General features: G+C 71.0%; 9 protein-coding genes and 1 pseudogene. 6 read left to right on the top strand and 4 right to left on the bottom strand.

Annotated features, from left to right (window positions below; all coding sequences use genetic code 11):
- From HMPREF0591_RS16085 to HMPREF0591_RS16075, 3 genes are all read right to left on the bottom strand, one after another.
- A partial coding sequence (locus HMPREF0591_RS16085) for an AAA family ATPase (RefSeq protein WP_007169664.1) occupies positions 1 to 219 on the bottom strand: 219 nt, incomplete at its 3' end.
- A complete protein-coding gene (locus tag HMPREF0591_RS16080) occupies positions 216 to 1,364 on the bottom strand; it encodes an 8-amino-7-oxononanoate synthase (protein ID WP_007169663.1) in 1,149 nt (382 codons plus the stop codon). The genes HMPREF0591_RS16080 and HMPREF0591_RS16085, both read right to left, overlap by 4 nt.
- A gap of 4 nt (positions 1,365 to 1,368) precedes the next feature.
- Entirely contained in the window at positions 1,369 to 2,685 is a 1,317-nt protein-coding gene (locus HMPREF0591_RS16075) for an adenosylmethionine--8-amino-7-oxononanoate transaminase (RefSeq protein WP_040622957.1), read from the bottom strand.
- Between the two features lie 62 nt (positions 2,686 to 2,747).
- Here HMPREF0591_RS16075 and HMPREF0591_RS16070 point away from each other — a divergent pair, with 62 nt between their 5' ends.
- The 6 genes and pseudogenes from HMPREF0591_RS16070 (at position 2,748) to treZ (ending at position 12,976) form a co-directional block, all read left to right on the top strand.
- Positions 2,748 to 3,200: a hypothetical protein gene (locus HMPREF0591_RS16070; protein ID WP_007169661.1), complete on the top strand. Its 453-nt coding sequence runs from the start codon at positions 2,748 to 2,750 to the stop codon at positions 3,198 to 3,200.
- A 328-nt stretch (positions 3,201 to 3,528) separates the two neighbouring features.
- Positions 3,529 to 4,209: pseudogene (gene ripD / locus HMPREF0591_RS16065) on the top strand (NlpC/P60 family peptidoglycan-binding protein RipD); the annotation flags it as partial.
- 333 nt (positions 4,210 to 4,542) lie between these two features.
- Positions 4,543 to 6,699, top strand: a complete 2,157-nt coding sequence (locus HMPREF0591_RS16060) for an acyltransferase family protein (RefSeq protein WP_007169658.1) — start codon at positions 4,543 to 4,545, stop codon at positions 6,697 to 6,699.
- A gap of 33 nt (positions 6,700 to 6,732) precedes the next feature.
- Positions 6,733 to 8,934, top strand: coding sequence for a glycogen debranching protein GlgX (glgX, locus tag HMPREF0591_RS16055; RefSeq protein WP_007169657.1), 2,202 nt, complete (start codon positions 6,733 to 6,735; stop codon positions 8,932 to 8,934).
- 3 nt (positions 8,935 to 8,937) lie between these two features.
- Positions 8,938 to 11,250: a malto-oligosyltrehalose synthase gene (gene treY, locus HMPREF0591_RS16050; protein WP_007169656.1), complete on the top strand. Its 2,313-nt coding sequence runs from the start codon at positions 8,938 to 8,940 to the stop codon at positions 11,248 to 11,250.
- Positions 11,243 to 12,976, top strand: a complete 1,734-nt coding sequence (gene treZ, locus HMPREF0591_RS16045; protein ID WP_007169655.1) for a malto-oligosyltrehalose trehalohydrolase — start codon at positions 11,243 to 11,245, stop codon at positions 12,974 to 12,976. The genes treY and treZ overlap by 8 nt, the downstream gene beginning before the upstream one ends.
- 218 nt (positions 12,977 to 13,194) lie before the next feature.
- On the opposite strand, the gene HMPREF0591_RS16040 is transcribed toward treZ, so the two are convergent.
- Positions 13,195 to 14,523: an aminotransferase class I/II-fold pyridoxal phosphate-dependent enzyme gene (locus HMPREF0591_RS16040; RefSeq protein ID WP_007169653.1), complete on the bottom strand. Its 1,329-nt coding sequence runs from the start codon at positions 14,521 to 14,523 to the stop codon at positions 13,195 to 13,197.
- Between the last annotated feature and the right edge of the window lie 6 nt (positions 14,524 to 14,529).

Here is a 14,529-nt window from a genome sequence, read left to right as displayed (position 1 = left end):
CGCCAGGGGTTGGGGGTAGCGGGCCAGCCCGGCCAGCTCGGTCACGCCGGACAGCCGGGCGACCTCGGCGAGGTCGTCGTCGCCGGCGTCGGTGCCGGTCTGGACCGGCTTGCACACCGCGACGTCGAGGCCGGCCCGGCGGGCGTGGCACGCCAGCGCCGCGGTGACGACGGTCTTGCCGACCCCGGTGCCCGTGCCCGTGACGACCAGGACGGTCAAGGGCGCGTCACAGCGAGGACGTCGGCGAGCACCCGCCGGGCGATCTCGAGCTCGGCGGCGTCCAGCGACGCGCGCGCGGTCAGCCGCAGCCGCGACGTCCCGGCGGGCACGGTGGGGGGCCGGAAGCAGCCGACCTTCACGCCGGCGTCCAGGCAGGCCGTCGCGGCGGCCAGGGCCACCTCGGGGTCGCCCAGGATCACCGACACCACCGCCGATTGCGGGACGTCGGGAACGTCGCACACCTCGGCCAGGATGCGGGCGTGCCGCAGCACCGCTTCGGGTCGCCAGGGTTCGGCGCGCAGCACGGTCAGCGCGGCCCGGGCGGCGCCCACCGCCGCGGGCGCCAGGCCGGTGTCGAAGATGAACGTCCGCGCGGCATCGATCAGGTGCGCGCGCACCGCCGCCGGTCCGAGCACCGCGCCGCCCTGGCTGCCCAGCGCCTTGGACAGCGTCGTGGTCATCACCACGTCCGGGGCGCCCGCCAGCCCGAGCTCGTGCAGCAGCCCGCGCCCGTCGCCGCGCACACCGAGGCCGTGGGCCTCGTCGACGATCAGCAGCGCGCGGTGGCGGCGGCAGGCCTCGTGCAGCTCGCGCAGCGGCGCCAGCGCGCCGTCGGCGCTGAACACCGACTCGGTGATGACGACGGCGCGCTCCTCCTCGCGCGCGGCGAGGGCGGCGTCCACCGCGTGGACGTCGCGATGCGGGGTGACCACCACCCGGGCCCGCGAGAGCCGACAGGCGTCGACCAGGGAGGCGTGCGACAGCGCGTCGGACACCAGCAGCGCCCCCCGGCCCGACAGGCCGACCACCGCGCCCAGGTTGGCGGCGTAGCCCGACGAGAACAGCAGACCGGCCGACGCGCCGGCGTACTCGGCCAGCTCGGACTCGAACTGCTGGTGCAGCTCGGTGTCGCCGGTGACCAGGCGGGAACCGGTGGCCCCGGCGCCCCACACGCGCAGCGCGGCGACGCCGCCCTCGATCACGTCGGGGTGCTGGGACAGGCCGAGATAGTCGTTGGACGCCAGGTCCAGCTCGGTGGCCACGGCGGGCCGCGGCCGCAGCGAGCGGCGCAGCCCGGCCTCGCGGCGCTGCCGCTCCACCGCCTCCAGCCACGCCAGTGGGGACACTTCGATCGGTGCCTTCATCGCCCTAAAGACTACGAGAGCCGACCAGGCGCGCGACCTCGACCATCGCCGAGCTGATCCGCGCGATCTCGCCGTCGGAGCAGATGTAGGGCGGCATCGCGTAGACGAGATTGCGGAACGGGCGCAGCCAGACGCCGCGGTCCATTGCCGCCGGGGTGGCGGTGGCCAGGTCGACGGGATGGGCGCACTCGATGACGCCGATCGCTCCGCACACCCGCACGTCGGTGACGCCGGGCAGCGCGCGGGCGGGTTCCAGCCCGGCCCGCAGGCCTGCGGCGATCCCGGCGACCCGCGCCCGCCAGTCCTGGGCCAGCAGCAGCTCGACGCTGGCCACCGACACGGCGCAGGCCAGCGGGTTGGCCATGAACGTGGGCCCGTGCATCAGCGCGCCGGCCTCGCCGGCGCTGATGGTGTGGGCGATGTGGGTAGTGCACAGCGTGGCCGCCAGGGTGACGTAACCGCCGGTCAACGCCTTGCCGACGCACATGATGTCGGGGCTGACCCCGGCGTGGTCTGCCGCGAACAGCTCGCCGGTGCGGCCGAAGCCGGTGGCGATTTCGTCGAAGACCAACAGCACGTCGTGTCGCCGGCAGAGCTCGCGCAGGTCGCGCAGGTAGCGGGGGTCGTGGAAGCGCATCCCGCCCGCGCCCTGCACCACCGGCTCGACGATGACGGCCGCGAGTTCCCCGGCGTGCTGCGCGAGTTGCCGCTCGAACGCCGCGCTGTAGGCGGGGTCGTAGTCGCGCGGCACCCGCGGGGCGAACACCTGCCGGGCCAGGATGTCGGTCCACAGCGAGTGCATGCCGCCGTCGGGGTCGCAGACGCTCATCGGCGTGAAGGTGTCGCCGTGGTAGCCGCCCCGCCACGTCATCAGCCGGTGCTTGCCGGGCCGGCCGCGGCTGCGCCAGTACTGCAGCGCCATCTTGACCGCGACCTCGACCGACACCGAGCCGGAGTCACTGAAGAACACCGTGTCCAGGCCCGGCGGGGTGATGTCGACCAGCAGCTGCGCCAGCCGTGCGGCCGGTTCGTGGGTGAGCCCGCCGAACATGACGTGGTTCATCACGCCCAACTGCCTGGTCAGCGCCGCGTCCAGCACGGGATGACCGTGCCCGTGGATCGCCGTCCACCAGGAGCTCATGGCGTCGAGCGCCTCGATCGGGGTGCCGTCCCGGATCAGGGTCAGCCAGGCGCCGCGGGCGGCGACGGCCACCACCGGCGCCACGGCTTCGGCGCCGATGGTGCTGTACGGGTGCCACAGATGCGCGGCGTCGATCGCGCTGATCTGCTCGGGGGTCAGCCCGGCCCTGGCCGCAGGCATAGTGATCGAGGGTAGAGCAGCCGAGTCGCAGAACGGCCGCCCATCGGGGAGCATGGGAACCGATGGCCACGCCGCACCCGCCCGCCGAACCCGCCGGGGGCCCCTCCGCCACCGCGAACACCGCCTCCCCGCTGGTCGATTACGACGACGAGGCGCCGCGGGTGATCCGGCTGCGCCTGGCGCCGTGGGACGTCATCTGCACCGTCGCGCTGCTGGTGGCGCTCGTCGTGCTGGCCACCGCGACGGCCTGGCCCGACCGCCTGTTCGGATTCCTCGAGCACGTGTGCGCCGACGAGACGTGCGGGATGGTGCCCTTCGGCATCGACTACTACATCCGCCCGGTGGTGTGGGGCGGCATCGGTGCGGCGGTCGCCGCCGCGGTGGTGGGCCCGCTCGTGTCCATGCTGAAGGGCTGGTACATGTCGTTCTGGCCGGTCCTGGCCCTCACGTTGATCATGGTCAGCTCCGTCGTAGGTTCGCTGCTGACCACGTTCAGCGAACGCTACTGGCTGTAGGCGGGCCGCCGCGGCGGGTCGGCCGGGGCACGCGGCGCGTGGCCGACTGAGACCGAAATCACAACTGCGCACACGAGATTGGGCCGGCCAGTCACCGTCCGGTCACGGTACGACAAAAAATCCCGCCGAGGCCTGGCGGCTAACACCTTCTGTTGTCAAAGTGGCAGCAGTGACTGGTGTGAAAAGGGGCTCTTGGGCCGCGGTTCACATCGCAAGTGTCATGCAGCGGCGCCGGCCCCAACGTGGGGGCCCCGCCCGAGTCATGGATCGGCGGCGGACGCGTGAAGTCACCGCGCTGAAGCCAGTGAGCCCCTGAGAGGCCAGACAAATGAAACGCATCTACGCCTTCGCGATCGGTTTGGCGATGCTCGCGGCCCCGATGATCGCCGCCGCGATCGCGTCCGCCGACCCGGGCACCCGGCCGATGGACTACCAGCAGGCCACCGACGTGGTCATCGCGCGCGGGCTCTCGCAGCGCGGCGTGCCGTTTTCCTGGGCCGGCGGCGGCATCAACGGGCCCACCCGCGGCACCGGGACGGGCATCAACACCGTCGGGTTCGACGCCTCGGGCCTGATGCAGTACGCCTACGCCGGCGCCGGCATCAAGCTGCCGCGGTCCTCCGGGGCGATCTACAAGGTCGGCCAGAAGGTGCTGCCGCAGCAGGCGCACAAGGGCGACATGATCTTCTACGGCCCCGAAGGCACCCAAAGCGTCGCCATGTACCTGGGCAACAACCAGATGCTCGAGGTGGGCGACGTCGTCCAGGTATCGCCGGTGCGCGCCAACGGCATGGCGCCCTATCTGGTCCGGGTTCTCGGGGTTCCGTCGGCGCCGGTCCAGGCGCTGCCGCAGCAGGCACCGACCCAGGCGCCCGCCCAACAGGCGCCCGCCCAGCAGGCGCCGCTGCAACAGGCGCCGGTCCAGCAACTCCCGACCCAGCAGGCGCCCACGCAGCAAGCCCCGCTGCAGCAGGCGCCGGTCCAGCAACTCCCGCCCCAGCAGGCCCCGGCCCAGCAGGCCCCGGTGCAGCAGGCGCCGTTGCAGCAGCAGTCGGCGCAGGCCCCACTGCAGCAGGCCCCGGTGCAGCAGGCACCGGTGCAGCAGGTACCCACGCGGCAGGCGCCGCTGCAGCAGGCCCCGCTGCCGCGGGCCACGCTGCCTCAGCTGCCCACGCAGCAAGCGCCGGCGCAACAGGCGCCGGTGCAGTTGGTGCCCGCCCAGCAATCGCCGTTCCTGCCCGCGGCCCCCGGCACCACCCGGTAAACCTCCCGGCACTCCGAACGCCGCCACCTGCTCCTGAACGAGAGCGGGTGGCGGTTTTCGGTAAATTAGCGGTCGATCATGTCGACCCTGTCCCCCTCTACCCGACCGATTGCGACCGCGCAGCCCGTCGCGACGGGAGCGCGTGATGCGGGTTTTTACCGCTACGACCTGGACGGCTTGCGCGGCATCGCGATCGCGCTGGTCGCCGTGTTCCACGTCTGGTACGGCCGGGTCTCCGGCGGCGTCGACGTCTTCCTGGCGCTGTCCGGATTCTTCTTCGGCGGCAAGATCATTCGCGCGGCCCTGAACCCGGCCGTCACCTTGTCGCCGGTGGCGGAGGTGATCCGGCTGGTCCGCCGGCTGGTTCCCGCGCTGGTCGTGGTGCTGGCCGGCTGCGCGGTGCTGACCATCCTGGTGCAGCCGGAGACGCGCTGGGAGACCTTCGCCGACCAGAGCCTGGCCAGCCTCGGCTACTACCAGAACTGGGAGCTGGCCAACACCGCCTCGGACTACCTGCGCGCCGGCGAGGCGGTCAGCCCGCTGCAGCACATCTGGTCCATGTCGGTGCAGGGCCAGTTCTACGTCGGCTTCCTGCTGTTGATCGCCGGATGCGGGTACCTGTTCCGGCGACGGTTGGGCACCCACCTGCGCACCCTGTTCCTGGGGCTGCTGACGGCGCTGACGGTGGCCTCCTTCGTCTACGCGATCGTGGCGCACCAGGGCAACCAGGCGGCCGCCTACTACAACAGCTTCGCCCGCGGCTGGGAGTTGCTGCTGGGCGCGCTGGTCGGCGCGCTGGTGCCGGCGATCCGGTGGCCGATGTGGTTGCGAACCCTGCTGGCCACGGTCGCGCTGGCCGCGATCCTGTCCTGCGGCGCCCTGATCAACGGCGTCAAGGAATTTCCCGGCCCGTGGGCCCTGGTGCCCGTCGGCGCCACCATGGTGATGATCCTCGCCGGGGCCAACCTGCGGAGCGGTCCCGCCGCCACCGCCCGGCTGCCGCTGCCGAGCCGCCTGCTGGCGGCGCGGCCGCTGGTCGCGTTGGGCGCGATGGCGTACTCGCTCTACCTCTGGCACTGGCCGCTGCTGATCTTCTGGCTGTCGTTCACCGGGCACCGGCACGCCGGCTTCGTCGAAGGCAGTGCGGTATTGCTGGTCTCGGGGGTCCTGGCGTACCTGACCACCCGGATCGTCGAGGACCCGCTGCGCCACCGCACCGCCGGCCGGTCGCCGGCGCCCGCACCCGCGTGGCTGGCGCGCCTGCCCCGGCCGACGTTGGCGCTGGGGACGGCGATCGCGCTGCTCGCCGTGACGCTGACCGCGACGTCGTTCACGTGGCGCCAGCACGTCACCGTCCTGCGCGCCGCGGGCAAGGAGCTCAGCGTCCTCAACCCGCAGGACTACCCGGGCGCGCGCGCCCTGACCGAACACGTGCGGGTGCCCGCGTTGCCGATGCGGCCCACCGTGCTGGAGGTCAAGGACGACCTGCCGGCCTCCACCCGCGACGGTTGCATCAGCGACTTCGTCAACCCGGCCGTCGTCGTGTGCACCTACGGCGACGTGGCCGCCGGCCGCACCATCGCGCTGGCGGGCGGCTCCCACGCCGAACACTGGCTGCCCGCGCTGGACCTGCTCGGCCAGATGCATCACTTCAAAGTGGTGACGTATCTGAAGATGGGCTGCCCGTTGTCCACCGAAGAAGTTCCGTTGATCATGGGCAACAACGCCGCCTACCCGCAGTGCCGGGACTGGGTGGAGCAGACGATGGCCAGGGTCATCGCCGACCGTCCCGACTACGTGTTCACCACGACGACCCGGCCGTGGAACATCAAGCCCGGCGACGTGATGCCGGCGACCTACATCGGGATCTGGCAACAGTTCTCGGACAACAACATTCCGATCCTCGGCATGCGGGACACCCCGTGGCTGGTGAAGAACGGCCAGCCGTTCGACCCGGCGGACTGCCTGGCCAAAAAGGGCGGCACCCCCCAGTCGTGCGCGATGAAGCGCTCCGACGCGCTGTCCGACCGCAACCAGACCCTCGACTTCGTCACACAGTTCCCGCTGCTGAAGGTGCTCGACATGTCCGACGCGGTCTGCCGCGCCGACGTGTGCCGCCCGGTGGAGGGAAACGTGCTGATCTACCACGGCGCCCATCACCTGACCCCCACATACGTGCGGACGATGGTGCCCGAATTGGGCCGCCAGATCGCGGCCAATACCGGTTGGTGGTGACGCCCCCGCCGCGTCGGGCGCGGATAAGGTCAGATGGTGCCGACCGACAATCACGCTTCAGAAACAGGCGTTGCTGGTGACCAACAGCCGAAACTGGCCACCGTGTGGCCCGGGAATCCCTATCCGCTCGGCGCCGCCTATGACGGCGCCGGGACCAACTTCTCGCTATTCTCCGAGATCGCCGAGAAGGTCGAGCTGTGTCTGATCGACGACGCCGGGGCGGAGTCGCGGATTCCCCTCGACGAGGTCGACGGCTTCGTCTGGCATGCGTATCTGCCGAACATCACACCGGGCCAACGCTACGGCTTCCGGGTGTACGGACCCTTCGAGCCGTCGGCCGGGCACCGCTGCGACCCGAGCAAGCTGCTGCTCGACCCGTACGGCAAGGCCTTCCACGGCGACTTCACGTTCGGCCAGGCGCTGTTCTCCTACGACATGAAGGCCGTCAACCCCGACGACCCCAACGCCGATAACGCCGACCCCGGGATTCCCCCGATGGTCGACTCGCTGGGCCACACCATGACCAGCGTGGTGAGCAACCCGTTCTTCGACTGGGGCTCGGACCGGGCGCCGCTCACCCCCTACCACGAAACGGTGATCTACGAGGCCCACGTGAAGGGCATGACGCAGACCCACCCGGGCATTCCCGAGCAGCTTCGCGGCACCTATGCCGGCCTGGCCCACCCCGTCGTCATCGATCACCTCAAGTCGCTGAATGTCACCGCGCTGGAGCTGATGCCGGTGCACCAGTTCATGCACGATTCGCGGCTGCTGGATCTCGGCCTGCGAAACTATTGGGGCTACAACACTTTCGGGTTCTTCGCACCACACAATCAGTACGCGGCCAACCGCAACGCCAGCGTCGCCGAGTTCAAGTCCATGGTGCGCGCCCTCCACGAAGCCGGCATCGAGGTCATCCTCGACGTGGTGTACAACCACACCGCCGAGGGCAATCACCTCGGCCCGACGATCAACTTCCGCGGCATCGACAACGCCGCCTACTACCGGCTCGTCGACGAGGACCTGCGCCTGTACAAGGACTACACCGGCACCGGCAACAGCCTCAACGCCCGCCACCCGCACGTGCTGCAGCTGATCATGGACTCGCTGCGCTACTGGGTCACCGAGATGCACGTCGACGGGTTCCGCTTCGACCTGGCCGCCACGCTCGCGCGCGAGCTGCACGACGTCGACCGGTTGAGCGCGTTCTTCGATCTGGTCCAGCAGGATCCGATCGTGAGCCAGGTCAAGTTGATCGCCGAACCGTGGGATGTCGGCGAGGGCGGATACCAGGTGGGAAACTTCCCGGGTTTGTGGACCGAGTGGAACGGGAAGTATCGCGATACTGTGCGCGACTACTGGCGGGGCGAGCCCGCAACCCTGGGCGAGTTCGCCTCCCGGCTGACCGGGTCGTCGGACCTCTATGAGGCGACCGGCCGGCGCCCCAGCGCCAGCATCAACTTCGTCACCGCCCACGACGGCTTCACGCTCAACGACCTGGTCTCCTACAACGAAAAGCACAACCTGGCCAACGGCGAAGACAACCGGGACGGCGAAAGTCACAACCGCTCCTGGAACTGCGGCGTCGAGGGGCCGACCGACGACCCGGAGATCCTGGCGTTGCGCGGTCGCCAGATGCGCAACTTCTGGGCGACCCTGATGCTCAGCCAGGGCACCCCGATGATCGCGCACGGTGACGAACTGGGCCGCACCCAGAACGGCAACAACAACGTCTACTGCCAGGACTCCGAATTGTCTTGGATGGATTGGTCGTTGGTGGACAAGAACTCGGACCTGCTGGCGTTCGCACGCAAGGTAACCGCGCTGCGCAAGAACCACCCGGTGTTCCGCCGGCGGAGGTTCTTCGAGGGCGAGCCGATCCGCAGCGGCGACGAAGTGCGCGACATCGCCTGGCTGAATCCCAGCAGCCGCGAGATGACGCACGAGGACTGGGGCGAAAGCATTCACAAGTGTGTGGCGGTGTTCCTCAACGGCGAGGCCATCTCCGCCCCCAACGCACGCGGCGAACGGGTGGTCGATGACTCATTCCTGTTGTGCTTCAACGCCGGCGAGGAACCGGTCGATTTTGTGATGCCGAAAGACGACTACGCGCAGGAGTGGACCGTGGAACTGGACACCAACAATTCGTCGGGGGACGCCGACCAACAGGTGCATGCCGAAGAGAAGGTCTCGCTGCCGGGCCGTTCGCTTCTGGTGCTACGTAAGACCATGTGACGCATGGCCTTTCCGATACTGTCGACCTACCGGCTGCAGCTGCGTGGGGAGTCCAGCGGGTTCGCGTTCACCTTCGCCGACGCGGAAAACCTGCTGGACTACCTCGACGAGCTCGGCGTGTCCCACCTGTACCTGTCGCCGATCATGACCGCGACCACCGGGTCCAACCACGGCTACGACGTCACCGACCCGACGACGGTCTCCCCCGAACTCGGCGGCCGCGACGGCCTGGCGCGGCTGTCGGCGGCGGCGCGGGAGCGCGGCATCGGCCTGGTCGTCGACATCGTGCCCAATCACGTGGGGATCGACCAGCCGCAGCAGAACGCCTGGTGGTGGGACGTGCTGCGGCACGGCCGTTCCTCGGATTACGCAACGTATTTCGACATCGACTGGGACCTCGATGAGGACGGCCGCATCGTGCTGCCCATCCTGGGTTCCGACGGCGACGCCGCCGACCTCGAGGTCGACGGGGAACTGCTGCGGCTCGGCGACCTGGCGCTGCCGATCGCGCCGGGCACCGGCGAGGGGACCGGACCCGAGGTGCACGACCGCCAGCATTATCGGCTGGTGGGTTGGCGCAACGGCGTGTGCGGCTACCGGCGGTTCTTCTCGATCACTTCCCTGGCCGGGCTGCGCCAGGAGGACCGCGCCGTGTTCGACGCCACCCACGCCGAGGTCGCCCGCTGGGCCGCCGAGGGACTCGTCGACGGCGTGCGCATCGACCACCCCGACGGATTGTCCGACCCGGGCGGATACCTGGCGTGGCTGCGCGAAGCGGTCGGCCCGCAGACCTGGATCGTGATCGAGAAAATCCTGGCGGTCGACGAGGCGCTCGAACCCACGCTGCCCATCGGCGGCACCACGGGCTACGACGTACTGCGCGAGGTCGGCGGTGTCTTCGTCGACCCGCAGGGCGCCCCCGCGCTCACCGCGCTCGTCGAGTCGGCGGGGCTGGACTACGCCGCGACGCCGAAGATGTTGGCGGAATTGAAGATCCGGGCGGCGACCGACACGCTCGCCAGCGAGCTGCGCCGGCTGCGCCGCAGCATCGTGGCCGCGGCCGGGGCCGATCACCCGCGGTTGCCCGACGCGGTGGCCGCGCTGCTGACCCACATCGGCGTCTACCGCTGCGACTATCCGGGGCTGGCGGCGATCATGCCCACGGCGCTGGCCGAAACGCAGGCGCAGTCACCGGAACTCGGGCCCGCCCTGCAGGTGATCGCCGCGGCGCTGGCCTCCGGCGCCGAGCCGGCCACCCGGCTGCAGCAGCTCTGCGGCGCGGTCACCGCCAAGTCGGTGGAGGACTGCTACTTCTACCGGGACGCGCGGCTGGTGTCGCTCAACGAGGTGGGCGGCGAGCCCCATCGCTTCGGTGTCGGCGCGGCCGAGTTCCACCACAGCGCCGCCACCCGCGCCCGGTTGTGGCCGCAGACGATGACGACGCTGACCACCCACGACACCAAACGCGGCGAGGACGTGCGGGCCCGGATCGGGGTGCTGTCGCAGGTCCCGTCGCTGTGGACCGAGTTCGTCGGCCGCTGGGAGGCCGCCGCGCCCTCCCCCGACCCGGCGACCGGGCGGTTCCTGTGGCAGAACATCTTCGGCGTGTGGCCGGTCAGCGGCCTCGAAAACGGGAAAGTCGGCGCCGAGCTGCGCGACCGGCTGCACGGCTACACCGAGAAGGCGATCCGCGAAGCGGCCTGGCACACCTCGTGGAACGAGCCGGACACCGAGTTCGAGGACGCGGTACACCGGTGGCTGGACAGCGTCTTCGACGGGCCGGTGGCCGGACAGCTGACCGAGCTGGTGACCCAGCTCAACCCGCACGCCGCCAGCGACGCGTTGGGTCAGAAGCTGCTGGCGCTGACCGTGCCCGGGATCCCGGACGTGTACCAGGGCACCGAGCTGTGGGACGACAGCCTCGTCGACCCGGACAACCGCAGGGCGGTCGACTACGCCGCCCGCCGCGCCGCGCTGAAGGCGTTGGAGCACCCCAAGATTCGGGTGGTCACCACCGCGCTGCGGGTTCGTCGCGCCCATCCGGACAGCTTCCTGCGCGGCGACTACGTTCCGGTGCTGGCCAACGGCGACGCGAGCGAGCACGTGCTGGCGTTCCGCCGCGGCGAGGACATCGTGGTCGCGGTGACCCGGTGGACCGTGCGCCTGACCGAAACCGGCTGGGGCAACACTGTGCTGTCGCTGCCGGAGGGCACCTGGAAGGACGCGCTCACCGGGGTCATCGCGGACGGGCCCACGTCGACCGCCGAACTGTTCGCGGAGCTGCCCGTCGTCCTGCTGGAGCGCCATCGTGACTGAATTCCGGGTCTGGGCCCCCAAACCGGAGCTGGTCCGGCTCGACGTCGAGGGCCGGGTGCACGCGATGACGCGCGCGGACGACGGCTGGTGGCACGCGAGGGTCGACGCGGCGCCGGACGCCCGCTACGGGTACCTGCTCGACGACGACCCCACCGTGCTGCCCGATCCGCGCTCGCCGCGGCAGCCCGAGGGCGTGCACGCCCGCTCGCAGCTGTGGGACCCGGCCGCGGCCCGCTGGACCGACGGCGACTGGCGGGGCCGGCCGGTCGAGGGCGCGGTCATCTACGAGCTGCACCTGGGCACCTTCACGGGCCCCGGCACCTTCGACGCCGCGATCGACAAGCTCGACTACCTGGTGGACCTCGGGGTCGACTTCGTCGAGCTGATGCCGGTGAATTCCTTTGCCGGAACGCATGGTTGGGGATACGACGGGGTGCTGTGGTACAGCGTGCACGAACCCTACGGCGGCCCCGACGGCCTGGTCCGGTTCGTCGACGCCTGCCACGCGCGGGGCCTGGGCGTACTGATCGACGCGGTGTTCAACCACCTCGGCCCGTCCGGCAACTACCTGCCGAAGTTCGGCCCCTACCTGTCCTCGGCGAGCAACCCGTGGGGCGAGGGCATCAACATCGCCGACGCCGACTCCGACGAGGTGCGCCGCTACATCATCGGATGCGCACTGCGCTGGATGCGCGACTTCCACGCCGACGGCCTGCGCCTGGACGCCGTGCATGCCCTGGTGGACACCACCGCCATCCACATCCTCGAGGAGCTCGCGACCGAAACGGATTGGCTGTCACAGCAATTGGACCGCCCGCTGTCGCTGGTCGCCGAGAGCGACCTCAACGATCCGCGGCTGATCACGCCGCGTGACCGGGGCGGTTACGGGCTGACGGCGCAATGGGCCGACGACATCCACCACGCCATCCACACCGCGGTGTCCGGGGAGCGCCAGGGCTACTACGGGGACTTCGGGTCGCTGGCGACCCTGGCCGAGACGCTGCGGCGCGGCTATTTCCACGCCGCCACGTATTCGTCGTTCCGGCATCGCCGGCACGGGCGGCCGTTGGACACCGCCACCATCCCGGCCACCCGGCTGGTCGCTTACACCTGCACCCACGACCAGGTCGGCAACCGGGCGCTCGGGGACCGCCCCTCGCAGAACCTGACCGGCGGCCAGCTGGCCGTCAAGGCGGCGCTAGCACTCGGGACACCCTTCACCGCAATGCTTTTCATGGGCGAGGAGTATGCGGCGTCCACCCCGTTCCAGTTCTTCAGCTCGCACCCCGAGCCGGAGCTGGCCAGGGCCACCGCGGAGGGCCGCAAGGCCGAGTTCGCCGAACACGGCTGGGACGCCGACGACATCCCCGACCCCCAGGACCCGCAGACGTTCCAGCGCTCGAAGCTCGATTGGGACGAAGTCGACTCCGGCGAGCACGGGCGCGTGCACCGGCTCTACCGCGACCTGATCGCGTTGCGGCACAGCGACCCGGACCTGGCCGATCCCTGGCTGGAGCACCTCACCGTCGACTACGACGAGGAGCAACGCTGGATCAGCGTGGGGCGCGGCCGGCTGCGCATCGTGTGCAACCTCGGCGCCGAGGCGGTGCGGGTGCCCGTCGCCGGTGACGTGGTCCTCGCCTGGGGTGACCCCGCGGTCGAGGCCGACGGCACGACGCTGGAAGGCCATTCGTTCGCCATCCTGGCGGTGCGCGAGCGGACCTAAGCGCCGCCCCCCTGTGGATAACGGTGCACCGCCGCGCCGGCAACCGTCGATGATTTCGCCCATGAATCGATCCGCATTCGGCCGGTGCATCGGCTTGTTCAGGAAGAGGCGGCCGGCGCCCGCCGTATCCGGCGAGACGCCGCCGGCGCCCAGCGTGGAACTGCTGTGGACGGGCCCGGGCCTGGGATGCGTGCGCGGCGAAGGCCGTTGACGGTCTCCTAGACGCTGGAGCGGCCCGCGCCGTGCACCGCGCCGGCGATCGCATCCGCCAGCGGGGCGATCTCGTCGGAGCCCAGGTCCGCGACGGTGACGCGGATGCCCGCCGGCGTACCGATCCGGAACCGGGTGCCCGGCGCCGCCGCCCAGCCCGCGCCCAGCAGCCGGGTGATCGCGACGGTCTCGTCCGGCACCGGCACCCACACGTTGAGCCCGGAGCGTGCGTGGGCGGCGACGTCGCGCTCGGCCAGGGCGGCACACAGCGCCCGACGGGTGTCGGCGTAGCGCCGCTCGGCCGTGGCGACGAGGCGGACGGCCGCCTGATCCGACCACAGGCTCACGGCGAGATCCTGCAGCAGGTGGCTCACCCAGCCCGGGCCCAGCCGCAGCCGGCCGTGCACGCGCTCGACGGTGCGATGGTCGCCCGCCAGCACGGCCACCCGCAGGTCCGGCCCGTAGGCCTTGGACGCGGAGCGCACGAACGCCCAGTGCCGGGTCACACCGGCCAAGGTGTGCAGCGGCGCGCCGGAAATGCCCGCGCAGTGATCGTCTTCCACCAGCAGCAGATCGCTCGCCCTGTCGGCCAACAGCTTTCGTAGTTCGTCGGCGCGTGGCGCGGACAGGGCGGCGCCCGTCGGGTTTTGGGCGCGATTGGTGATAATCAGTGCGCGCACACCGCGGTTCAGCGCCCGCGTCAGGTCGGCGGGCAGCGGCCCGTCGTCGTCGACCCGGACGGGCTCGGCCACGAGCCCCAGCGCGGCGAGCAGATCGAGCAGGTTGGCCCAGCCCGGGTCCTCGACCGCCACGCGGTCGCCGGGACGCAGGTGCGCGGTCAGGACGCGCTCGATGCCGTCGAGCGCGCCGCTGGTCACCGCGAGGTGCTCTGCCGGGACGCCATCGGCGGACAGCGCGGCCCGGGCGAACTCGGCCAGCGCCGCCGACGTGGCCGGCTCCCCGTACAGCACGGGGCGGCCCGCGACCGGGCCGGGCAGCGTGGCTCCCGCGAGCGGCAACAGGGCGGGGTCTGGGTTGCCGGTGGAAAGGTCGCGCACCCCGGGAGGCACCTCCAGGCCCAGGAGCGATCGCGGGGTGGTCGCCGGGCGGTGGCGCACCCGGGTGCCGCGCCGGCCCGCCGTCTCCACGGCGCCCCGGTGGCGCAGCAGCCGGTAGGCCGCCGCGGCGGTGTTGGTGTTCACGCCGAGCCGGGCGGCCAGCTCCCGGACGGGCGGCAGGGCGTCGCCGGGCGCGAGGGAGCCGGCCGAGATCGCCTCTTCGATGCTGGCCGCTATGGACTCGGCACCGCTCCCGGTTATGCTGTTTTGTACTGGCACGGAATT

It is taken from the genome of Mycobacterium parascrofulaceum ATCC BAA-614, assembly GCF_000164135.1.
In the GTDB taxonomy this organism is placed as follows: domain Bacteria; phylum Actinomycetota; class Actinomycetes; order Mycobacteriales; family Mycobacteriaceae; genus Mycobacterium; species Mycobacterium parascrofulaceum.
The sequence above is the reverse complement of the archived record's forward strand: the minus strand, read 5'-3'. Positions and strand labels throughout refer to the sequence as shown.

What these genes read in the sequence shown, in the direction of transcription:
- treY (WP_007169656.1), top strand. Translation starts at nt 8,938, where the DNA reads ATGGCCTTTCCGATACTGTCGACCTACCGGCTGCAGCTGCGTGGGGAG.
- HMPREF0591_RS16070 (WP_007169661.1), top strand. Translation starts at nt 2,748, where the DNA reads ATGGCCACGCCGCACCCGCCCGCCGAACCCGCCGGGGGCCCCTCCGCC.
- HMPREF0591_RS16060 (WP_007169658.1), top strand. Translation starts at nt 4,543, where the DNA reads ATGTCGACCCTGTCCCCCTCTACCCGACCGATTGCGACCGCGCAGCCC.
- glgX (WP_007169657.1), top strand. Translation starts at nt 6,733, where the DNA reads ATGGTGCCGACCGACAATCACGCTTCAGAAACAGGCGTTGCTGGTGAC.
- HMPREF0591_RS16075 (WP_040622957.1), bottom strand. Translation starts at nt 2,685, where the DNA reads ATGCCTGCGGCCAGGGCCGGGCTGACCCCCGAGCAGATCAGCGCGATC.
- HMPREF0591_RS16080 (WP_007169663.1), bottom strand. Translation starts at nt 1,364, where the DNA reads ATGAAGGCACCGATCGAAGTGTCCCCACTGGCGTGGCTGGAGGCGGTG.